The organism is Desulfovibrio sp. DV (assembly GCF_001936595.1).
Classification (GTDB): Bacteria; Desulfobacterota; Desulfovibrionia; order Desulfovibrionales; family Desulfovibrionaceae; genus Solidesulfovibrio.
The window spans coordinates 19,024-40,958 of record NZ_MLBG01000030.1 but is presented as its reverse complement, the minus strand read 5'-3'; the positions used below and the strand labels follow the sequence as shown (position 1 = coordinate 40,958).

Sequence of the window (21,935 nt, the reverse complement as noted above, 5' to 3'; positions counted from 1 at the left end):
TTTTGGGGCTGGACTGGTGAGCCGGTCGGCTGCGGATCAGGGAGAGCATCAGAAAACAGTCGGGATGTCGCGGGAACCGTGCAGAACGCGAATGATAGTGGTCTGGCCCGGCAGGGAACGGTAAAAAATGACGTACCGGCCGAGAGGAAAACTCCGCACGCCATCGCCCAGGTTGTCCCGCGGCCGGCCGATATTCGGCGATACGGCAAGCGTTACGAGCTTGGCGTGTATCTTCTCAATAAAGGCATCGGCCATAGACAGGCTGTCCCGGGCGATAAAGTCCCAGATGTCGAGAAGATCCTCTCTGGCCCGGGGCGTGATGACGAGGCCGGACATTTAGTCGTCTGCTGCATGCGCGGCGGTCCGGCGGGCGCGGCCTTCCCGCTTGATGTCCTCGGGGTCCCAGGCCAGCGGCTCGCCGCTGTCGAGACCTTCGCGGATGTCCTCTTGCAGCCGCTTGAGCTTGGCAGCCTGCAACCGGTCCTGCTGCTCCAATAGCCGCAACGCCTCCCGGACCACCTCGCTGGCCGAATTATAGAGGCCGGACGCCACTTTCCCCTTGACCAGCTGCTCAAGCTGCGGCGTAAGATTGACGTTCATGGGCACACCTCCTGTCACGTATGGCCAAAGGATAGCGGCCTGCCAAAGATTGTCAATCCTGGACAGGCCAGGCAACGGCAAGGTGGCGAAGGCGGTGGAAGGTGGTGGAAGGTGAAGAGGAAGAGTGCCTCCGGCGGCCGGGGGATGATCCCCCCGGACCCCTGCAAAGGGAAAAGGGGTTCTTGGGGTGGTGTCCGGGATGGCAACTGAACGGCTTTCACGCACAACGAAACTGTTCAACCATCCGACTTTGTTTACATATATCTAAATTTATTGCGGGTTTCCAAAGGGCACTGCCCTTTGGCCGCCGGAGGCCTTCTTCCCTCTTTCCCTGCTGCCATCATCACAACAGCCCAAAGGATACCCATGGTTGATATATTGGTTCTCAATCCGCCGTTTCTGCCCAAATTTTCCCGGCCGCAGCGTTCGCCGGCCGTGACTAAGAGCGGCACGCTCTATTTCCCGCTGTTTCTGGCCCAGCTCGTGGCCGTGCTCGAAGCTGACGGCTATCGCGTGGATTTTTGCGACGCCCCGGCCGCCGGCCTGGACTTGCCGGCCGTGGTCGATCGGGCCGTCGCGGGGAAACCGTTTCTGGCCGTGCTCGACACCTCGACCCCGAGCATTGACGCCGATATCGAAGCCGCCGCCGCCCTGGTGCAGGCCCTGCCCGGCCTTTTCACCGTGCTGGTCGGCCCCCATGCCACGGCTCGGGCCGGCGAGGTGCTGGCGATGGCCCCCGGCGCGGTCCTGGCCGTGGCCCGGCGCGAATACGAGGCCACCGTGCTGGAACTGGCCCGGCTCATCGCTTCCGGCCCGGCCACGCCCGCGCGGCTGGCCACTGTGGCCGGCCTGTCCTTTGTCGGAGAGGACGGGACCGTGGTCCACAACCCGGACCGACCCTATCTGGATGATCTCGACGCCCTGCCGCCGGTAGCCCCGGTCTATGCCCGGCATCTGGATATCCGCCATTATTTCAACCCCAATGCCAAGCCCCCCATGGTGACGCTGGCCACCTCGCGCGGCTGCCCCTACCGCTGTTCCTTTTGCCTGCATCCCCAAACCCTGACCGGCCGGGCGGCGCGCTACCGGGCCATCGACAACGTGCTCGACGAAGTGGCTTGGTGCCTGGACAATTTTCCCGGCCTGCGCACCATTTTTTTCGAGGACGATACCCTGACTGCCGACAAGGCCCGGTGCCGCGAATTTTGCGCCGCCATCATGCGCCGGGGGCTGGTCTTTGACTGGTCGGCCAATGCGCGGGCCGATCTGGACGCCGATTTGCTGGCCATCATGCGCCGGGCCGGCTGCCGGCAGGTCTGCACCGGGTTCGAGTCGGCCGATCCGGCTGCGCTGACTTCCATGAAAAAAGGCATCGGCACCGAGCGGATGCGCCGGTTCCGGGCCGACGCCGCCCACGCCGGCATCAAGGTCCACGGCTGCTTCATTTTCGGCTTTCCGGGCGACACCCGGGAGTCGATCCTGGCCACCATCGACTTCGCCCTGAGCCTCAACCCGGACACGGCCCAGTTCTATCCGGTCATGGTCTATCCCGGCACCGAGGCCTATGCCGAGTACGAGGCCCGGGGCTTCATCGCCGCCGGCCGCTGGCGCGACTGGCTGACGCCCGAGGGGTTGCACGGCTGCGTGGTGCGAAACGAGCATCTGACCCCGGCCGAAATCGTGCGCCTGTGCGATCTGGCCCGGCGCCGGTTCTACCTGCGCCCCAAATTCCTGGCCCGCCGGGCGGCGCTGTCGCTTCTAAGCCCCGGCGAAATGGCCCGCACCTTCCGGGCCGGCCGGGTCTTTTTGAAGCATCTGGTGCGGGGCTCGCGGGTGTGAGGGGGAGTGCAATGACCACTCCCCCCATGCCCGGCATAGCCGTCGTTATCCCGGCCTATAACGCCGCCGCCACCCTGGCCGGGACCCTTGAAGGGCTCGATGCCCAGACCATCGGGCGCGACACCTTTGCCGTCATCGTGGTGGACGACGGCTCCAGCGACGACACCGCCGGCGTGGCCGCACGCTTTGGCGCAACCGTCATCCGCCAGGCAAACGCCGGGCCGGCCGCCGCCCGAAACGCCGGGGCCGCCGCTGCCCGGTGCGACATCCTGGTTTTCACCGACGCCGACTGCGCCCCGGCCCCGGATTTCCTGGCGAGGCTCACCGCGCCGCTGGCCGATCCGGCCGTGTCCGGGGTCCAGGGGGCCTATCGCACCTGCCAAAGCGCCCTGGTGGCCCGGTTTGCCCAGCTCGAATTCGAGGACCGCTACGCCTACGTTGCCCGCCGCCCGGCCATCGACCTTATCGCCACCTACGCCGCCGCCTACCGCAAGGCCGTCTTTGACGCGGCCAGCGGCTTTGACACGTCGTATTGTGTGGCCGACAACGAGGATACCGAGTTGTCCTACCGGCTGGCCGCCGCCGGGCACAGGCTGGTCTTTGCCCCGGACGCCATCGTCTGCCACCTCCATCCGGCAACCCTCGCCCGCTATGTGCGCATCAAGGCCCGCCGGGCCTGCTGGCGCTTCCGGGCCTGCCGGGACCATCCGGGCAAACTGGTCTGCGACGGCTACACCCCGTCCATCATCCGGGTGCAGACCGTGCTGGCCGGGCTTGCGGCCCTGGGCCTGCTCCTTTGGCCCCTGTCCCTGGCCGGCGGCGTGCTGGCCGGCGCGGCCCTGGCCGCCCTGCTCGGAACCACCGTCCCCTTTGTCCGTTTCGCCGCCCGGCGCGACCGGCCGGTGGCCGTCGCCGCCCCGGCCATCATCCTGGCCCGTTCCCTGGCCTTTGCCGGGGGCCTTGGCTGGGCCATTGCCACCAAGCTCACTCCCGCAGCCTTGAAAAAAACGACAACACTTCCACCCGCACCATCAACAAAAACGACAACACTTCCACCCGCACCATCAACAAAAGCGACCCGATTCCCACCCGCACCTTTGAAAAAATGTAGGGATTGATTTGCATACGGTGGGGGGGATCCGGCAGGGGTCGCGCACCTATATTGCCGCCCTGGCCGCCCGGCTGCCGGCGGCTGCGCCGGACCTCGATTTTGTCTTTTACGTCACCCCGGCCGGGCGCGACGAGGCGGCCCGGCTGGCCGGGGACGCGCCCAACGTGGCCATCCGCGACATCCCGGCCGGCCGGTTCGCCCGGCTGGTGTTCCCGTTTCCCTGGCGGCTTGGCCGCGAGGTGGACGTCTTTCACTGCCAGTATATCGCGCCGCTTGTGCCCACCGTGCCCTGCGTCATCACCCTGCACGACATCCTCCATGAAACCATGCCGCAGTATTTTCCCCGGGGCCTTTCCAGGCTGATGCGCCTGCTCTATCCCCTGAGCGCCCGGCGCGCGGCCATGGTGCTGACGGTTTCGGACTACTGCCGGGGTGAGATCGTGCGGCGCTACGGCGTCGCCCCCGAGCGCGTGGCCTTTGTCCATTCCGGGCTGGATGCGGCTTTTTCGCCGGTGGCCGACGCCGCCGCCCTGGCCGGGATGCGCCGTCGCCTGGGCATCCCGGAGGGCCGCTACATTTTATCCCTCGGGCGCATCGAGCCGCGCAAAAACCTGCCCGGACTGGTGGCCGCCTACCGGCTGGTGCGGGAGCGGCTGGGGGCGGCTGCGCCGCTGCTGGTCATCGCCGGCCCGGACGACGGGCTTTTTGCCGATTTCGGCCGACAGGTGCGGGACAGCGGCGGCGGGGAAGGCATCGTCTTTTGCGGCGGCGTGGCCCAGGCCGATCTGCCGGCGCTCTATTCGGATGCGGCGGTCTTTGCCTATCCGAGCTTTGGCGAAGGCTTCGGGCTGCCGGTATTGGAGGCCATGGGCTGCGGCGCGCCGGTGGTGGCCGGTTCGGCCCCGGCCGTGCCCGAGGTGGCCGGCGATGCGGCCCTTTTTGTCGATCGGCCGACACGGCCGGTCTGGCCCAGGCGCTTATGCGGGTGCTCGGCGACCCGGAGCTGGCGGCGGATCTGCGGGGCCGTGGGCTTGTCCGGGCAGCGGGGTTTGACTGGAACGGCGCGGTGGCCCTGGCCCTTGCCGCCTACCGCCGGGCTGCGGCCGGGCAACCGGGGGCATGATGCGCGTCCTTCTCTATTGCGACGATCCCGGCTACGGCGGGACAGCGGTCAATGCCGGGCTGCTGGCCGCCGGGCTGGCCGGGGAAGGCCTGGAGATGGTCCTGGCCGCCTCGGCCGACATCACCGGGGGCGCGCCGGGCGTGGCCTATGTCCCCATCGACTACGACACCATGCGCACCTTTGCCAAAACCGCCCACAGCCGCAATGAGCCGGAAGCCATTTTCATGGCCGTACGCCCGGATGTGGTGGTCTTTTGCGACGGCGCGCCGGATTCCAGTCTGGCGGCCAAGGCGGTCTGCCGGGATTTCGGCCTGCCCTATCTGGTCCACGTCAACTACGTGGCCCCGAGCCATCCGGCCGAACTCGGCGGGCGGTTGTCCGAGGTGGTGCGGGCCAATGCCGCCGCCCTGGCCGTGGTGGCCGTGTCCGGGGAGAATCTGGCCCTGCTGCGGCTGGCCTTTGGCGCGCCGGCCGGGCGTTCGGGCGTCATCCACTACGGCCGGCCCCTGGCGTTTTTCGAGCCGGCCGGGCCGGCGGCCCGGGCCGAGCGGCGGGCCTGGCTCGGCCTTGGACCCAAAGACGTCCTGTGCCTCACCGTAGCCCGCTACGAGCCGCGCAAGGGGTATCGCCATCTGCTGTCGGCCGCCGCCAGGCTGGCCCGGCATCCGGCCGGGGCGCGGCTTTTTTTACGCCGCCATCGGCCACAGCATCGGCGACGGCCAAAATGCTCATGGAGGCCATGGTGGCCGAGGCCGGCCTGTCCGACCGGGTGGCCCTGCTCGGCCGGCGCGACGACGTGCGGGAGTGGCTCGGGGCGGCCGACATCTTTGTCTTGCCGTCCGATTCCGAAGGGATGCCGCTGTGCATCACCGAGGCCATGGGCCAGGGCCTGCCGGTCGTGGCCTCGGCCGTCAGCGGCATCCCCGAGCAACTGGGGGGCACCGGCATCCTCCTGCCCGACCCCGCTATCGACCCCGAGGCCACGGCCCTGGCCCTGGCCACGGCCCTGGCCGCCCTGGCCGGTGAACCGGCCACCCGCCAGACCCTGGGCCAGGCCGGCCGGGAACGCGCGCGCAGCCATTTTACCGCCCCGGCCATGATCCGTTCCTGGCTGGACCTGCTCGCCTCCCTGGCCCCGGCCCTGGCCGGAGCCAGGGTGCGGTATCCCGATCCGGCCGGGTATTTGCCGCCAAACGCCGCGCCCTTTGGCCAGGATATTCCCATCGGCGACGATCTGGCTGCTGCGGAATTTCTCAAGGAAGGCTGGAGCCACGGCGAGGGGGCCGGGCGCTGGACCGAGGGCGGCCGGGCCAGATTGGCCCTGGGCCTGCCCGAGGCTGCCCGGGACGGCTTTGTGCTGGAATTAAACGGCCGGCCGTTTCTGGGCCGGGGGGACACGCCCCTGGCGCTGACCGTCACGGTCTGCGGCCGGGAAGCGGGACGGTTTGCCTGGCCCGGTTCGCCGCAACCCCTGGCGGCCGCCCTGGCCTGCCTGCCCGGAACCGGACGCTTTGCCCAGCAGGCCGTCGTCACCCTGGCCATCGACGGCGCATCCTCCCCGGCCGCCCACGCCATCTCCGACGACCCCCGGCCACTCGGGTTTTTCCTGGCCGGCCTTCGCCTCACACCGCTTTCCCGGCCGGGTGTCCGGCCATGACCGCCGCTGCCGCCGTCTCCGTGGTCATTCCCTGCCGCAACCACGCCCCCTACCTGGCCGAACGGCTGGCTTCGGTGCTCGGCCAGACCATGGGCCGCCTGGAAGTGCTTTTTCTCGACGACGGCTCCACCGACGGCAGCTATGAAACGGCCGCTGCCTTTGCCGCCGATCCCCGCCTGACCCTGCGCCGGATCGAGCCGCCGACCGGCAATCCCTTTGCCGCCTGGAGCCTCGGGCTGTCCCTGGCCAGCGCGCCCCTGGTTTGGATCGCCGAATCCGACGACGCCTGCGATCCGGATTTCCTGGCGGCCCTGGTTCCCTTGTTCGCCGCCGACCCCGGTCTGGGGCTGGCCTACTGCCAATCGCTCTCCATGGACGCCGACAGCCGGATCACCGGGTCGCTTGCCCGCCACACCGACGCCGTGGACGGTCTGCGCTGGGCTGCCGACTATGCCTGCTCCGGCCACGAAGAATGCCGCCGGGCCCTGATCTTTCGCAACACCATCCCCAATGCCAGCGCCTGCCTGTTTCGCACCGATGCCCTGCGCGCCGCCATGGCCGCGGCTGAGGGCTATCAGGTCTGCGGCGACTGGGCCGTTTACGCCGCCCTCCTGGGCGCCGGCTGGGGCATGGCCTACCGGGCCGCCCCCAAAAACCGGTTTCGCCGCCACGCGGCCAGCCAGCAGGCCCGGCTGGCCGCGGGCGGGGCGGAAATCATTGAGACCGTCCGGATCAAGCGGGCCATCCTGGCCGCCGTTGGGGCCGACGCCGACACCGTGGCCGCGTCCTCGGCCATGACCCTGGAGCGTCTGGCCGGATTGGCCGCAGCGGCCGGAGCCGGGGCGGCCTCGGCCTGGTTTGCCGATGGGACGCTTTTGGCCGGCCTGACCGCCTTTGATCCGTTTTTTCTCCCTGCCCTGGCCGGGGCCTCGCCGGGTCGGCGGTTTTGGTGCGATGTCTATGCCGGGCAGGCCGGGGTGTTTGACGAGACCGGCAAGGTCACCCTGGCCTATGCGCCAAACCGGCCGGCGGTGCTGTCCGTGCTGTGTCCGGCCGGACCCCTGCGCCTGGACCCGACCCAGGCCCAGGGACTGGTTCGGCTGCACGGACTGACCCTGACCGACAGCGACGGCCGGCGGCTTGGCCACTTTGCCGGGGAAGGGCTGCGGCAACTCACGCCGGGCGGCACAGGCGTGGTTGTGGCCGTGGACGCGGGCGGGCTGCTCCTGTGGAGCCACGGCCATGACCCATGGCTGGCGCTGCCGCCGGTTGCGGGCGGCAGCGGGCAGGTGCGCCTGGATGTGCGTCTGACCGGCTACAGTCTGGTGCCCGGAGCGACGCCGCTGCCGGAGGCGCTCTAGGCCCGCCTCCGGGCCCGGCGGCCTTCCCCGGTCCGGACGTCCGGCAAACGGGCCGGCCGGCGGCCGGGGGAAAGCCACGGCCGCTTTAGACAAATCTGGAATTTTCCGGTAGGTTCCCGGCCATGCATAACCGCTTCCGGGGCGTCTTCGTCGGGCTGGTCCTGATCCTGGTCCTTTTTGGGGGGGAAGCTGCCCCTTGGCCGGGCTGCCAAGACCATGCCGGCCGTCCTGCTGCTGGCCTCCTACCACCATGGCGATCCCTGGTCCCAGGGGGAAATCAACGGGTTCATGGAGGGTCTTGCCCCGGTTGGGGCCCGGGTGTTCGTGGAGCATCTCGACGCCCGGCGCTTTTCCGAAACCGCCGACCAAAGCCAGTTCGCCGCCTATCTGGGCACAAAATACCGCAATGTCCCGCTCGCCGTGCTGGTCGCCTGCGACGACGCGGCCCTGGATTTCTGGCTGCGGCTGCGTCCGACCCTTTTCCCCGGCCTGCCGCTGGTCTTTTGCGGGATCAATGATTTCACCCCGGCGCGCATTGCCGGCTATGACAACATCACCGGCGTTGGCGAATCCCCGGATGTGGTGGGCACCATGGAACTGGCTTTGGCCCTGGTGCCCGGAGCGCGGACGGTGCTGGCCTTCGGTTCGGACACCACGGTGTCGGCCAGGGCCAACATGGAGCGGTTTCGCCGGGCGGCCGCTGCCCTGGAACGCCGGGTGCGGCCGGTTGAAATCCTCAATGCCAGCCTGGAAAGCGCCGCCGCCGCCCTGGCTTCGGCCCCCACCGACGCCGTGGCCATGCGCCTGACATCACTTCCTTCCGGCGAGGCCGAAAACACCGTGCAACCGGGCCAGGACACTTCGGAACTGGCCAGGGTTTCCGCTGTCCCCATGTTCGGCCTGTGGGATTTCGACCTGGGGAATGGGACCCTGGGCGGCCGGGTGCTGCGGGCGGCGGCCCAGGGCCGGGCGGCCGCGTCCATTGTGGGCCAGATTCTGGCCGGACGGCCGGCAGGCGACATTCCCGTGGTGGACATCCCGGCCGAGATGGTGGTGGATTACACTGAAATGCAGCGGTTTGGCCTGTCCATGGACCGGGTCCCGGCCAAGGCGACCCTTATTAACGAGCCGGCCACGGTCTTTGAGCAGCACAAGGGGCTGTTGTGGGCCGGGGCGGCGGCCCTGGCGGTGTTTGTCCCCGGCGGCTGCATCCTGGGCTGGCTGCTGGCGGCCCGGCGAAGGACCGAGGCCCGGCTGCTGGAAAGCGAACGCCGGTATCGGGAGCTGGTGGAAAGCGCCAATTCCCTCATTTTGCGCTTTGACGCCACCGGCCGGCTGCTTTTCGTCAACGAATACGCCGAACGCCTGTTAGGCTACACCCGGTCCGAGCTGCTGGCCGGCAAGGCGGTCTTCTGGCCGGCCGCGCCGCCGGATCTGTCGAGCCTGCTGGCCCGGGCCATGGCCGCGCCCCAGTCCCTGGCCAGGGGCGACTCGGAAAACGAGATCACCACCAAGGACGGCCACCGGGTGTACCTGCACTGGGACAACCAACCGCTTTTCGACGCGACCGGCAAGCCCGAAGGCTGGCTGGCCGTGGGTTCGGACATAACGGCCCGGCGGCTGGCGGAAGAAGCCCTGGCAGCCCGGGCCATGGCCGAGGAAGAATTGTCGATTTTCGGGCGCGAACTGCTGGCCGATGCCCCGGACGCCGTGGACCGGGCGCTGACCCGGCTTTTGACGGCCTTTTCCCTGGGCCGGGCCGTCTGGTTTGAAAATGTCGAAGACGAGACGCACGGCCTGGGCTGCCGGCTGGCGGGCGAAGCCTGCGCGGCCGGGCTGACGCTGCAGCGCGGCCATCCGGACGTGGCCTTCATCCCCTACAGCCTCGACGGCTTCCAGTGGGCCGACCGTCTGGCGGCCGGGGAGTGCATCGCCGGGCCGGTGGACGACTTTCCCGAAACCGTACAGAACATCATGCGGGCCTTTGACCTGACGTCGGTGCTGGCCGCGCCCGTAACCTGCCGCAACGTCTGGGCCGGCGCTATCGTTGTCGGCGACGTGCGCACCCGGCGCACGTTCACCCGCCAGGAGCAGTCGCTGTTGTCCACGGCAGCCAGCCTGCTCTCCGCCCACCTGTCCCGAGGGCGGTAGGGTGGGGCGGCTAGCCGGCAACACGAAAGGATCAAGTCCGTGTTCATTATATTGGGAGGGTTGCCGGGCTGCGGCAAAAGCACCATTGCGCAGCCCTTGGCGAAGCGCATGAAAGCGGTTTATCTGCGAATAGACTCCATTGAGCAGGGCATCCGGTCATCCGGCCTTTTGGCCTCCGATGCAGATATGGGACCGGCCGGCTATATGGCAGCGTACCGCGTCGCCTCCGACAATCTTCGGTTAGGCCATTTAGTCATTGCAGACTCGGTCAACCCTCTTGAAATTACGCGGAAAGCCTATCGAGACGTTGCAGTGCGGGCAGGTGTCGGATTTGTGGAGGTGGAATGTGTCTGCTCTGACTTGGCAGAGCATCGAAAGCGGGTGGAAACCCGGCGTTCCGGCGTCGAAGGACTGACATTGCCCACCTGGGAGCAGGTGGCAACGCGCCACTACGAAGCCTGGGTTCAGCCACACCTACAGCTTGACACCGCATCTTTGTCGGTTGGAGAGAGTGTGGAGCGGATACTGCAAGCCGTATCGTCTGCTCTGCCGCGAAACCCCTAAGTTCCGCAACGAGCAACCCGAGCGCCCCCGGTCAAATCCTCCCCAGGAGGGGATTCCAAAGGGACTCAGTCCCTTTGGCCGCCGGAGGCATCTTCTCCCCTCCCCCTCTTCCCCTCCTTATCTCCCCCTCCCTCGTTACCCCTTCCGGCCGGCCACGGTCGGGTCGTGGCGAAGCGTGCGGCGCACGAAGCCGGTGATGCGGCCGAGGTCGCCGTGCCACAGGGCGCTTGCCCCTTTGGCGGCCAGACGCAGGCCTTCGCCGAGGACATAGGCGGCCTTGTAGAGCCAGACGGGATTGGCGCGGCTAAAAAGGCGCACCAGGGCCGGCGAGGCCAGGGCGGCGTAGAGGCGGGGCGGGATGTGCTGGAAGGTCAGCAGATAGAGCAGGAAGGCCGGGTAGCTGCGCCGGGGGGCGATGTAAAACGGGCGGCGGTAGATTTCCGTTTCCTCGTCGACGATGCGCCCTTCGGCCTTGGCCCGGCGGTAGAGTTCGGTTTCCGGGAAATAGACCAGGCTGGCGATGGCCAGGCCGAAGGGCTTGGGCAGGCGCATGAGCAGGCGCACCGTGTCCAGCAGATCGGCCTCGTCCTCCCAGGGCGCGTCGATGATGACGTGGTAGTCCGGGGTGAGCAGTTTCCCCTGGCGGGCGTGCAGCAACCGGGCCCCGGCCAGGACCGTGGCGTCGTCTTCGGGTCGGCCGAAAATTTCGCGCAGCTTGGGGCTGCCGGTCTGGATGCCCATTTCGACGTAGCACAGGCCGGCCTCGATGAGCACGTCGAGCTTGGCGGCGTCCAGGGTCGTTGGCGAGGCCTGGCAATACAGCGGCAGGCCGATGTCTTTCTTGTAGACGGCGGCAAACTCGGTCAGCCAGTCGAGCCGCCGGGAGAAGAACGTGTCGTCGAAAAGCTGCACCGCCTCGATAAACGGATAACGGGTGGTGATGGCCCGCAGTTCGGCCATGACATGGGCCACGCTCCGGTGGCGGAAATACGGCACGCCGCCGCCGCGAAAAAAGCGCCTTGACCGTCGGCACATTGCAGTAGGAGCAGCCGTGGGGGCAGCCCCGATCGGTCATGGTGCGGTAGGCGGTCAGCAGTCTGCCGCCGAAATACGGCAGCCTTGGGAGCGCACGGGCCAGGACCTCGGGGGCCAGCGGCACGATGCGGCCGAGTTCCGGGGCCAGGGCGTACTGATTTTCGCCGCTGAAATCGAAAAAGGGCAAGGCGTTTAAATCCGGGACCAGGGGGGCCAGGCCGTTGTCCACCATCCCGTCCTCGCCCATGGTCCACACGCCAGGGATGGCGGCCGCAGATGCGCCGGTTTCCAGGGCCCGGGCCAGGGCGTCAAGGGCGGCCTCGCCCTCGCCCCGGCAGACGAAATCGGCGTGCTCCAGGGCTTCGATGGGCCGCACCGTGGCGTGGATGCCGCCCCAGACGACGGGAATGCCGAGCCGTTCGCGCACGGCGGCGGTGAGCTGGAGGGCCCGGTCGAAATAGTTGGTGAAAAACGACACCCCGACCAGATCGGCCCCGGCGGCCAGTTCCAGGGCCTGCCCGATGACGGCGTCGGTGTAGCGGTAGACGTAGGACCCGTCCTCCTGGGACAGGCCGATGCTGCCGGGAAAAAGGACCAGGCGCACGTCGTGGCCGGCGGCCTTGAGGCTGGCTTGCAGGCTGCGCACGCCAAAGGCCGAGAGATCCGGGGGCGTGGGCGAGAGCAAAACGATGTTGGCCACGCCGGCTACCCGGTCATTTCCAGGATTTTGGCGTCAATGGCGGCCATCAGCGCGTCAAAGCCTTCCTGGGCCAGTACCACCATGATGTCGCCGGTAACCATGAAGCGCTCCAGGGAAAAATGTGCCCGCACGTAGAGGGTCACGGTGTTGCAGGAATCGGCCACGGCCAGCAGCGGGTCGAGGTTTTTGGCCGTGGTCAGGGGCTGGTAGACGACGTGCAGGCCAAGCACTGTGCCCATGGCCCCGAGGACGCCGACCAGGATGACATTGCCCACCTCGCGCAGGGTGTCGTCGCGCATGGCCTCGGACGGGTCGTCGATGCCCATGTCCGCAGTCAGGCCGCTGGTCAGTTTGGCCGCGTCGCCGTAGGCAAAGGCCAGGGCGGTCATACCCATCATGGGGCCGGTAAAGGGCAGGAACACGCCCTCACACCGGCTCGGACAGCGTCCGGCCGTGGCGGCGGTCAAGGTCGGGCGGCTCATGATCCGGATTTCCGGGGCCGAGAGCTTCACATGGCTGTCGCACATGCGGTTGAGCGCCTCGGCGGCCCGGCCCAGGCCAATGTTGACGCATTCGCTTAACAGATCCATGCGCGCTTCGAGACTGATGGCAGACGTCATGTACCGTTTTCCTCCTGCCTGGCCCGTCGAATATACCCGTATAGGGCCGGCTTGGAAATGCCCATCATGGGGCCGGGCCGGGCCGCCGGGCCCCTGGCGGCCGGGGTGCCGGCCAGGGCCAATTGGGATAGCCAAACACGGGCTAGCCAATTTACATTGCTGTTTGCCTTTTTTGGCCGGCCGGGTTACAGCCAGCCAAGTTCGGTATACCCATCCTGGCGAGGGACTATGCACGCAGCCCGCATCTATATCCGAGTCAGCACCGACGCCCAGGATCTCACCCGGCAGGCCGGGATCGAGTCCGATACCCGGGCGGCCGGCTATTACATCGCCGGGGTTTACCGCGAGAAGGCCTCGGGGGCCCGGGCCGACCGTCCCGAACTGCTCCGCCTGATCGCGGACCTGCAACCCGGGGACGTGGTGGTTGCCGAAAAGATCGACCGCATCAGCCGGCTGCCTTTGGCCGAGGCCGAGCAACTCATTTTGTCCATTCGAGCCAAGGGGGCGAAGCTGGCTATTCCGGGGGTGGTCGACTGGTCGGACCTGGCGGCCGGGACCGAGGGCGTGGCCAGGATCGTGCTGGAGTCGGTCCAGGAGTTGCTCCTCAAGCTGGCCCTGCAAATGGCCCGGGACGACTATGAAACCCGGCGCGAACGGCAGCGCCAGGGCGTCGAGCTGGCCAAGGCCGCCGGCAAGTACCAGGGCCGCATTCCCGATCGTGCGACCCACCAGCGCATTATCGCCTTGCGCGCCAGCGGCCAGAGCATCAAACGCACCGCGGCCCTGGCCGGATGCAGCGAAAGCCAGGTCAAACGCATCTGGGCCCTGCATCTGGCCGCCCTGCCCCCGGCCGGGGCGCAGCAACCCTAGCCGCAGCGAAGGTCAGGCGGTTTGGCGCATAGCCGGCGTTTTCCGGGCGAAAAGGCCAGCCGGGAGGCCGGGGGCACATTTTGCAAAATAATTTTGCTTTTCCCGCGATTGATCCCGAGAGCCGCCCCGCCGTTTGAACCATCCGATCCGGCCGATTCCACCGCCCTCCCCCCTCCCTGCGCCGGCTGCCCGGATAGGACATACAAGATGCCATAATTCCAGTATGTTACGTTTTTTTCCAATCCTGTTTCCCGGCTCCAACCTGTTTGGGAGTCTGGGCCATTTTGGTTTTTGTGACAAAAACCGGCTTCCACTTGTCCCTGGGCGCAGGCGAAAAACTCCTGTCGCCAAACCCGGCCCGTCCTTGACGCCGGCCGCTTTTCGTGGACTCATGGGAAGGTAAGAGCCTGGCCGCGCGACTCCTGCCATATTCCCAACTGGCTTGAATGCTTCATATTGCTTTGAGCAGCCCATGAGAACACCGGCCAACCGGCCGGTGTGGACGGCCTTTTGCGGCTTTTTGGCTGGGGCGTCCGGGAAAGTGGGCGGTTTGTTGACAAATTTGACCCACAGTGAAAATAATGCCCACGGGGAAATAAGGGAGGAAGGGAAATGCCAAAACCCGTCATCATCACGGTCGGCAACAACAAGGGTGGCGTCGGCAAGACGACGACCATCGTGAATCTTTCCGCCGCGCTGGCCCGGGAAGGCAATGCGGTTTTGGTGGTCGACGGCGACCCGCAGTCCAACACGACGTCGACCCTGCTGCCTGATTTGGGTCTGCGTGAAAATTCGTCGTTGGTCAAGGCGTTGGAGGACCCGGAAGGGGCCTTCTCCCCCAACGCATGTGCCACCCGGACTGAACACCTTGAAATTCTTCCAAATTCCATTCGCTGCATGGAATGGGAAGTCCGCTCCTATTCGAGCATCGACTCGGTCCTGGGCTTTTCCCGGCTCATGCAAAACGACAAGGACATCAGCCGCTACGACTATGTCCTCATTGATACACCGCCCAATATCGGCCCGATGCTGCGCAATGCCCTGCTCATCTCCGACTATGTCCTGGTGCCCTGTCCGGTTGGCGACCAATACGCCCTGGACGGATTTTCGACCTTTATCCAGGTGTTGTCCCAGGCCAAGCAGCAGAACAAGAAACTGCTGCTCCTTGGAGTGGTGCTCACCAAGTACGACGGCCGGGCAGTGACGCACAAGAAGAACAAGGACCGCATCCGGGCCTTTTTCGATGCCAAGGGGATTCCGGTTTTCGATACCGAGATCCGGGTCAACATCGACATCGATCGGGCGCACTCGCACCGCAAGACCATTTTCGAGTTCGACGCCACCAAGTCGGGGGCGCAGGATTATCAATCCCTGGCCAAAGAGGTTTCCGCCCGTGTCCAGAAAGAAGCCTAGGGAAATCGAGGACCAGCCCTTTGCGTCGATTCCGCCGCGGGAAACGTTCGATGCGTTTCCCGACCTGACGGCCTTTCCGGAGAGCGCCATTGCGTTCCTGACCGGCCGGGCTTCGGGTGTGGAACCGTCGCCGGGCGAGGCAGGGTCGGCCGCGCCGTCTAAGCCAGTCACAAAACCCGTCAGCCAGTCAACCGATAAGCCAGACGAAAAAAGGGCCACACAGCCGGCCGATAAATCGGACGGCCAGTCCGACTTTCGAACAGACAGTGCGTCAGTCGGAACGTCGGCCACACCGGCCGACACCGGAGGAAGACAGGAACCGCCCGCCCCGGCCCCGGCCCGGCCGGAAGCGGCCCAAACCGGCCAGAGCCCGGACCAGCGGCCGGCAACCGCCCTGCGGCCCCACGACGAAGCGACAAACCAGGCCGCACAACCAGCCGCCGGTCCCGCCCCGACCAAACGCCCCGCCGCCGCAGCCACCGGCCCGGGGCGTTTTGCCGCCCCGTCCGGACCGGCGACCGCGGCCACCACGGCGGGGCTGGCGGGTTCGAACGGTTTGGCCGACCAAGCCACTCTGGGCGGCTCCCCTGCCCAGCCGGACCGGGACCAGGGAACCGGCCGGGAGGCGTCCGATTCGACCGGTGAGCGGCCTGACGCGGCCAAAGAAGGAAGCCCTGCCCCGGCCCAGGCCCTCGTCGCCGGCAGTTCCAATGCCGGCGACGAGGGCCCTGAAACCGTCAATGGTCCGGCCAGCGCCAGCCGGACCGGGCCGGACAGTGCAGCCAAGGCCGGTGTTGGCCCCGGCCGCGAAGACTCGTCCGGACGCCGCGGGACAGCGGCCCGGGGCCAAGCGCCCGAAGCGGAAGTCGTTGCCGCCGGCCCAGGTAACGCCACCGGACAATTGCGACCGGCCAACGGACCGGACCGAGCCTCGCCCGATGGTGGCATCATGAAGGACCGGTCCGACTCCGGCGCTGGCCAGGACGCCCGGCCGAATGCCCCCTCCTCCGGCGGGCCTTTGACTGGCCTGCCCCGGCACGCTGCCGGCCGGCCCTTCAGTCAAGCCGATCAACCGACCGCACAGACAACCGGTCAGCCGGCCGCAACGTGGGCCAAACAGCCTGACGCATACTCAGCCGGCCGGTCTGACGACCAGACAACCGCCCAGCCCGTCGCAGGGCGGACCGGTCAGCCGGACGCATACCCCGTCAATACGGCCCACAGCCAACCGGCAAACCTGTCCCACAGTCTGACACCGGGCCGCCAGACCCCTGCCGCAGCCCGACCGGCAACCAGCCTGTCAGGCAGCCAGCCACAAAGCCTGCACACAGACCTTTCTGCAAGCCTGTCTCCAGGCAGCACAGCCGGCACCACTTTGAACCAATCAGAAACACTTTCTCAAAACCTGGCAGCAGGCCAGTCACTAACGAACGGGCAACCCGTCGGCCGGGTCAGCGTGGCCGACAGACTCAACCCCAACCAGCGCAAGGTCCTCGATCTGCTGCTGGCTGCCAAGCCCTACATCGTCAAGTTTCGTGACATCGCCCTGGCCCTGGATATGCGCGAAGCCTCGGTCCGTACCATTTTGCGCCGGCTTGAGGCCCTGTCCTTTCTGTCCTTTAAAAAGGCCCGTGACGGCAACATCCAGGGCGTGACCGTCACGTTTAACCAGCATGTGATCGAGCAGTACCAGTGCGACCAGACATTGAGCCTGTCTTTGACGCCTTTTGCCGGCCTGCCTGTAAGCCAGTCTGCAAGCCAGCCACAATTTATGTCACCAAGCCCGTCGCCAAGCCTGCAACCAAGCCAGCCCATCACAACGTCAGTCAGCCCCGAAGCCAGCCGATCCCCCTCTGATTTGATAGATAGAAAAGAAAATATCTCTCTATCAGAAGACTTCGGCTGGGATGACAGCCTCCTGTCCATCATGTGGCCGCTGGTCCATGAGACCGGCTTTGGCCTGGAGCAGATCGTTGCGGCCGGCCGCACCCGGGCCAAGCTCGGCAAGGAGCTTGACCGCGACCGGGTGAGCCTGACCCTGGACCGGGCCGAGTGGGAGCTTGAGACCATCGGCCACCTGACCGAGTTGGCAACCGGTGAACGGGTGCGCAATCCCGCCGGCTATATCTTTACCGCCCTGGCCCGGTGGGGTGTGCTGCGGGCCCATCCCCAGTACGTGTCCCGTGAGGAGGAGGAGGCCGGCAAGGCCGCTGCGGAATTGCAACGCCGGCGCGAAGCCAGCGAGAAAATCGAGGCCGACCAATTCGAGGCCTTCAAGGCCGGGATGTCCCCCGAAGAACTGGAAAGCCTCCTGCGCCAGTGTCCGGGCGGCAACCGTGATATCTGGCTCAAGTTCTACTGGCGAACCCAGATCCGGCCCGGCCAGTAGTCCGAGTGTGTGGTCCGGTGGCTGGCCGCAGTCGGCCGGGCTCCCGGCCTGGACCAGGGCTTCAGAGTCCGGTCCGGGCCGCCTGGTCAGGGGCGGACGTCCCGGCTGGCCGACAACAGCGTCAGCGATAGCCCGGCCGGCTGCACCGGGCGGCCGGGAAAAGCGCCAACCGATGGTCCGGCATGGCTGCGCCGGGCGGCCGGGAAGGCGGCGAGTGCCCAGGCTGCGCAGGGCCGGTCGCGTCGGACAGGCCGGGCCGGTTCGGGAAATGGCCGAACAGTGGCCATTTTGCCGGCATACGGCGACCCGGTTGCGGGGACGGCTTTGCGGCCGGGATTGTTTTGGGTTGGCTCTGCTCACGACGTCTTCACGCGCCTTTGGCCATTTAAACCATGGGGCAAGAAAGCGGGGCGGCAGGCCCTTGGCCCTGCGCCCTGTTCCGGACTGCGGAGAGGGGGCGTCCTGTTCCCGGCCAAGTGCTTGCAAGCTGCGCTTGATCCGGGTGGTCGGGGGAGTCTGGCCGCCTTCAACTGGGCGGACAAGGCGTGCGGGACGCGGCAGCCTGACGCGGCGGCCGGCCCTGAGGCCCTGTGCCGGCCGCAATGGCGGGAGCCAATGCGGCGCATCCCGTTGGCGCTCGGCACGGGAGCTATTTTGTTGGTTGCGGGAAAAAGGCTGGTCCGGGGATTGTGCTGGCAGGGGTTGGTGGTTTACCAAATGGTAAGAATTGTCGGCCGCCTGCGGGCCATGGGCCACGGCCGCCGGCCGGGGTTCGGGAGAAAGACCCCCAAACATCGGGAGACGACCATGCTGCGACACATTTCGGCGGCCCTGGCCGCGCTGGCCCTGGTTGGCCTTATCGGCGGCTGCGCCGGCAAGAAAACCGCCAAGAAGCCCTATGCCACCACGGATGAGCTTTTCGCGGTCTACGACGCCGACAAGGATGGCAAGATCACCAAGGAAGAATTTACGGTCCGCATGAAGGACAAGCAGAAAGCGGAAAGCGCCTGGAAGCGTCTGGACACGGACAATAACGGCTTTGTTGAGCGTACGCTCAACGGCGACGCGCCGCTTCGGGTCTGGAACGATGTGGAGTCCCAGGACCTGCCGTAGCCTTGGGGTGCGGCCGACCGGCTGGACGCATTGCCGTTCTGCGCCACCGTTTGGCGCTTGCAGTGCAGTGCAAACGTGTTGCCGCCGGCATTGAAAGCGGCCGTTTCCTCATGGGAGCGGCCGCTTTTCCTGTGTCAGCAGGGAAGGGCGTCTTTTTGAGGGGCTGCACAGTGTTTTCATGAAGCTTTGGCGGTGTTCGCCATCCGGTTGGCGGCAGGAACGGATTGTCGATGTACCGGCTCTGCAGCAAGGGTCGAATGCAATTATCGGGAAGAAAGAGATGCAGGAAAAGTCTCCGACGAAGAAGGGTTGCGCTTGTCGTGAAGAGGACCGGTCTTACGGCGTGTTGAAAATGCCGATTCACTTTTTGGACCGCACGGCCTTTGTGCCAGTCCAGGGGTGGTTGTGCCGGCGTTGCGGACGAAGCGAGGTAACCGGAACGGAGATGTCTCTCACCGGTCGCGTTTTGCAGGAACTCGATCTGACGGTTGAACAGTTTGGGGCGTAGGCGTCGTGGCGTGTTCTTGGGAGGGAACGGAGAACAGCCGGATAGATTGAACAGCCGGATTTTTTTGCGCTTCTTGGATCGCAGCCAAAGAGACTGAGACCCTTGGGCCGCCACAGCATTCGCGGCTTGCATCAAGGGTATGCTTGGCCCGGCCTGGACCAATCTCCCCTTAAAAACTTCTCCCCTTTGCAGGGGTCCGGGGGGATCATCCCCCCGGCCGCCGGAGCATCTTCGTCTTCGTCCTCGTCTTCCTCCTTCTCCCTATAATTCACCGACATTGATGCCTTTTTGCGTTTTGATGCGTTCCTGGAGCCGTTCGAGGCGGGCGGTTAAGTAGGCCAGTTCGTAGGGTTCGGGCAGTTCTTCGAAATCGGCGCGATCGGCTTCGTAGACTTCGAGGTCGATGACGGCGCGTTCGGCTACGAGGCGCACGTATTCGGCGTAGTCCGGGAATTCCAGGGGTTTACCCGGGGCGCGCAGGCTTCGGGCGAAATCGAGGGCTTCGACGTAGGCGGCGGTATCGAGCATGGTACTGGAGCGTTCGGGCATGGGAGGCTCCTTTAGGCTGGCTGACAGACTTGTTGAAAGGTTGACTGGCTGACTGACAGGCTTACTGTAAATACCCCTGACCTTCCAGATAGAGCAGCACGTCCTGGGCGGCCTCGCTTGGCCCAAGCAGCGAGGTATCTATCCTGATCTCGGGCGTTTGCGGCTCCTCGTAGGGATCGTCGATGCCGGTGACGCCTTTGACCAGCCCGGCCCGGGCCTTGGCGTAGAGGCCTTTGCGGTCGCGCTGCTCGCACACGGCTAGGGGCGTGGCCACGTGGATTTCGATGAACGCGCCGTGGGGCGACACCAGTTTTCGGGCCACTGACCGGCCGGCGGCGTAGGGGGCTATGGGGGCGCAGATGGCGATGCCGCCGTTTTTGGCGATTTCGCTGGCCACAAAGCCGATGCGGGCAATGTTGAGTTCGCGGTGCTCGCGGGTAAAGGTCAGTTCACTGGAAAGATGGCGGCGAACGATGTCGCCGTCAAGGAGCGTGACCGGCCGGGTGCCAAGCTCCATGAAGAGCACGTAGAGATGTTTGGCCAGGGTGGATTTGCCGGCCCCGGACAGTCCTGTCATGAAAAGCGCCAATCCTTGCCGGGAGCGCGGCGGGGTGGTCTTGCGCAATTGGGCGACCATGTCCGGGCGCAGATACCAGGCCGGGATGTCCAGCTCGAATTCCAGCCGCCGGGTCAGTTCCGCCGGGGTGAGGGCCGGGGCGGCGCTGGCCCCGGACAGGCTGTCGGCCGGGACGTAGCGGGCCGTGTCCGGGTCGTAGCCCATGGGGACGGCCGGGACGGCCGTGGCCGCGCCCTGGCCGGCGTGGTCGGCAACCAGGGCGAGGGCGGCCTGGCGGGGATAGAACAGCTCGCCAGTGCCGGCAAAGGGATCGGCATGGTCGGGAGCGACCAGGGTGTGGCTGGCCCCGAGATTGCGGTGGATGACCGCCTCGTAGAGGGCCTGGCGCGGGCCGGCGGCCAGCACGGGCAGGGGGAGCAGGGCGAGCTGGGCGGTATTCCTGGGGAAGGCGTCGGCCGCCAGCCGGGCGCAGCGCACGCCGGTAAAGTGGGCCGCGCCGCCGGCCAGGGCGTCGCCGACCGTGCGAAGGAGCAGCAGGCGGGCCCCGGCCTCGCCGGCGGCCCGGGAAAAGGCGGCCCGGTCCGCCTCGGTCAGGATGCCGGAAAACTGGCAGGCCAGAACCGACCGCCAGCCGCGTTGGGCAAAGCCGGCCTGGATGGCGGCCGGGGGCAGGCGCAAATCGGTGCAGTCGGGATGTTGCGGCAGGCTCAGGCCCTGGACCTCACCGGCCACGCGCCAGGGGTTGACCCGGCCGGCATAGGCCAGGGCTCCGGGGTGGGCGGTAAGATCCGGTGCGTCAAAGATGCTCCGGGCTTCGGCTTCCGGGTCGGCCTCATAGACTTCGGACACGGTCATGACAGCCAGCATGAAGCCTTCGGGATCGCGCAGGGCCAGCCGCATGCCGGCCGTCAGGGATGCGGCCGGCGCGGCCGGGATGTCCAGGGTGACCGGCATGGGCATGAGTTGGCCGCCTGGCAGGCGCATGGCGGCCAGCACGCTGTCGTAGCCTGACCGGGTCAGATACCCGGTCAGGGGGAAAAGCGCCCCGGACAGGAGCAGTTCCAGGGTGAGGAGCTGGTCCTCGCGCAGGCTGTAGGACGGATAGCCCACGGATTCGGCTCGCAGTTCCTCGGCCCGGCAGAAGTGGACAAGCAGATTCTGGGCATGATTTTCCATAATGCGGAAAACCTCTTAGAGAAGCGCTCAGTAGGCGGGCCAGGCCGGGTAGCCGGGACCGTAGTAGGGCGGTTGAGGTGTGTCGGGTGCGCCCGCCCCGGTGCGGGCGGGCGGAGTCGGCTTGGCTGCGGCCTTTGGAGCCTGCTTGGCGGCCGGTTTTTCGGCAGCGGTGCGGGCGGCGGCCAGGGCGTCGATGCGGCCGGCCAGGGTTCTGATTTCGCCGGCCAGACGGTTGGCCGCTTTGGCCTCGTCGCCGGCCAGGGCGTCGAGTTTCTTGGACAGGGCGGCCACATCGCCGGCCAGGGCGGCGAGCTGGTCGGCCACCGGGGCCTGGGGCTGGGTGGTTTCGGCGGTCAGGGCCAAGGCGTCGAGGCGGGTGGCCAGGGTGCCCAGCCGGGCATTGGCGCGTTCGGCGGCAATACCGAGCCAGACGACGCCGGCCAGGGTTAAAAGCAGCAGTGTGCCCAGGGCGGCCTGCAGGGCGGCGCGCCGGGCGTCAGTGGGTATTTCGGGCAGCATGGGTACCTCCGTGGCCGGCTGGACACGCCTTTGGCGCTTGGGATCGAACCGGCCGGGAAG

The 21,935-nt window shown here is 66.9% G+C and carries 19 protein-coding genes and 1 pseudogene; 11 read left to right on the top strand and 9 right to left on the bottom strand.

Annotation, left to right across the window (positions count from 1 at the left end; translation table 11 throughout):
• Positions 1-48: 48 nt before the first annotated feature.
• Positions 49-336 carry a type II toxin-antitoxin system RelE/ParE family toxin gene (locus tag DVDV_RS09220; RefSeq protein ID WP_075354385.1) on the bottom strand — a complete coding sequence of 96 codons (288 nt, stop codon included), beginning with the start codon at positions 334-336 and terminating at the stop codon, positions 49-51.
• The gene (locus DVDV_RS09215) at positions 337-600 is read right to left on the bottom strand and encodes a type II toxin-antitoxin system ParD family antitoxin (RefSeq protein ID WP_075354384.1); all 264 of its coding nucleotides are present in this window, start codon (positions 598-600) and stop codon (positions 337-339) included. It abuts the gene before it with no gap.
• Between the two features lie 366 nt (positions 601-966).
• On the opposite strand from DVDV_RS09215, the gene DVDV_RS09210 reads away from it, so the two are divergent.
• From DVDV_RS09210 to DVDV_RS23325, 3 genes are read left to right on the top strand one after another with little or no spacing between them, the layout of a single operon-like run.
• Positions 967-2,439, top strand: a complete 1,473-nt coding sequence (locus tag DVDV_RS09210) for a radical SAM protein (protein ID WP_075354383.1) — start codon at positions 967-969, stop codon at positions 2,437-2,439.
• An 11-nt stretch (positions 2,440-2,450) separates the two neighbouring features.
• The gene (locus DVDV_RS23330; RefSeq protein WP_075354382.1) at positions 2,451-3,557 is read left to right on the top strand and encodes a glycosyltransferase family 2 protein; all 1,107 of its coding nucleotides are present in this window, start codon (positions 2,451-2,453) and stop codon (positions 3,555-3,557) included.
• Positions 3,558-3,567: 10 nt separating this feature from the next.
• Positions 3,568-4,881 carry a glycosyltransferase family 1 protein gene (locus tag DVDV_RS23325; protein ID WP_254845327.1) on the top strand — a complete coding sequence of 438 codons (1,314 nt, stop codon included), beginning with the start codon at positions 3,568-3,570 and terminating at the stop codon, positions 4,879-4,881.
• Positions 4,882-5,007: 126 nt separating this feature from the next.
• On the opposite strand, the gene DVDV_RS22740 is transcribed toward DVDV_RS23325, so the two are convergent.
• The gene (locus tag DVDV_RS22740) at positions 5,008-5,163 is read right to left on the bottom strand and encodes a hypothetical protein (RefSeq protein ID WP_175577087.1); all 156 of its coding nucleotides are present in this window, start codon (positions 5,161-5,163) and stop codon (positions 5,008-5,010) included.
• A gap of 234 nt (positions 5,164-5,397) precedes the next feature.
• Here DVDV_RS22740 and DVDV_RS09190 point away from each other — a divergent pair, with 234 nt between their 5' ends.
• The 4 genes from DVDV_RS09190 to DVDV_RS09175 all read left to right on the top strand — a co-directional run bounded on the left by DVDV_RS09190 (position 5,398) and on the right by DVDV_RS09175 (position 10,406).
• Positions 5,398-6,330, top strand: a complete 933-nt coding sequence (locus DVDV_RS09190) for a glycosyltransferase (RefSeq protein ID WP_075354380.1) — start codon at positions 5,398-5,400, stop codon at positions 6,328-6,330.
• Positions 6,327-7,691, top strand: coding sequence for a glycosyltransferase family A protein (locus DVDV_RS09185; protein ID WP_075354379.1), 1,365 nt, complete (start codon positions 6,327-6,329; stop codon positions 7,689-7,691). The genes DVDV_RS09190 and DVDV_RS09185 overlap by 4 nt, the downstream gene beginning before the upstream one ends.
• Positions 7,692-7,907: 216 nt before the next feature.
• Positions 7,908-9,842 carry an ABC transporter substrate binding protein gene (locus DVDV_RS09180; RefSeq protein ID WP_083634729.1) on the top strand — a complete coding sequence of 645 codons (1,935 nt, stop codon included), beginning with the start codon at positions 7,908-7,910 and terminating at the stop codon, positions 9,840-9,842.
• A 39-nt stretch (positions 9,843-9,881) separates the two neighbouring features.
• Entirely contained in the window at positions 9,882-10,406 is a 525-nt protein-coding gene (locus tag DVDV_RS09175) for an AAA family ATPase (RefSeq protein ID WP_075354377.1), read from the top strand.
• Positions 10,407-10,541: 135 nt separating this feature from the next.
• On the opposite strand, the gene DVDV_RS23320 is transcribed toward DVDV_RS09175, so the two are convergent.
• The 3 genes and pseudogenes from DVDV_RS23320 to DVDV_RS09165 form a co-directional block, all read right to left on the bottom strand.
• Positions 10,542-11,402, bottom strand: a complete 861-nt coding sequence (locus tag DVDV_RS23320) for a radical SAM protein (protein WP_254845326.1) — start codon at positions 11,400-11,402, stop codon at positions 10,542-10,544.
• Between the two features lie 400 nt (positions 11,403-11,802).
• Positions 11,803-12,087: pseudogene (locus DVDV_RS23315) on the bottom strand (cobalamin-dependent protein); the annotation flags it as partial.
• Positions 12,088-12,146: 59 nt separating this feature from the next.
• Positions 12,147-12,761 carry a chemotaxis protein CheC gene (locus DVDV_RS09165; RefSeq protein WP_075354376.1) on the bottom strand — a complete coding sequence of 205 codons (615 nt, stop codon included), beginning with the start codon at positions 12,759-12,761 and terminating at the stop codon, positions 12,147-12,149.
• 228 nt (positions 12,762-12,989) lie between these two features.
• Here DVDV_RS09165 and DVDV_RS09160 point away from each other — a divergent pair, with 228 nt between their 5' ends.
• The 4 genes from DVDV_RS09160 (at position 12,990) to DVDV_RS09145 (ending at position 18,546) form a co-directional block, all read left to right on the top strand.
• A complete protein-coding gene (locus tag DVDV_RS09160) occupies positions 12,990-13,631 on the top strand; it encodes a recombinase family protein (protein WP_075354375.1) in 642 nt (213 codons plus the stop codon).
• Positions 13,632-14,243: 612 nt separating this feature from the next.
• The gene (locus DVDV_RS09155; RefSeq protein ID WP_075354374.1) at positions 14,244-15,044 is read left to right on the top strand and encodes a ParA family protein; all 801 of its coding nucleotides are present in this window, start codon (positions 14,244-14,246) and stop codon (positions 15,042-15,044) included.
• Positions 15,045-16,500: 1,456 nt separating this feature from the next.
• Positions 16,501-17,433 (top strand): hypothetical protein, encoded by a 933-nt coding sequence (locus tag DVDV_RS22735; protein ID WP_175577086.1) that lies wholly within the window; start codon positions 16,501-16,503, stop codon positions 17,431-17,433.
• An 807-nt stretch (positions 17,434-18,240) separates the two neighbouring features.
• Positions 18,241-18,546, top strand: a complete 306-nt coding sequence (locus tag DVDV_RS09145; RefSeq protein WP_075354387.1) for a calcium-binding protein — start codon at positions 18,241-18,243, stop codon at positions 18,544-18,546.
• A 769-nt stretch (positions 18,547-19,315) separates the two neighbouring features.
• Here DVDV_RS09145 and DVDV_RS09135 read toward each other — a convergent pair.
• The 3 genes from DVDV_RS09135 to DVDV_RS09125 form a co-directional block, all read right to left on the bottom strand.
• Positions 19,316-19,603 (bottom strand): exonuclease V subunit alpha, encoded by a 288-nt coding sequence (locus DVDV_RS09135; protein ID WP_075354371.1) that lies wholly within the window; start codon positions 19,601-19,603, stop codon positions 19,316-19,318.
• A gap of 61 nt (positions 19,604-19,664) precedes the next feature.
• Entirely contained in the window at positions 19,665-21,356 is a 1,692-nt protein-coding gene (gene cysC, locus DVDV_RS09130) for an adenylyl-sulfate kinase (protein WP_075354370.1), read from the bottom strand.
• Between the two features lie 27 nt (positions 21,357-21,383).
• Positions 21,384-21,875, bottom strand: a complete 492-nt coding sequence (locus DVDV_RS09125) for a hypothetical protein (RefSeq protein WP_075354369.1) — start codon at positions 21,873-21,875, stop codon at positions 21,384-21,386.
• Positions 21,876-21,935 lie beyond the last annotated feature (60 nt).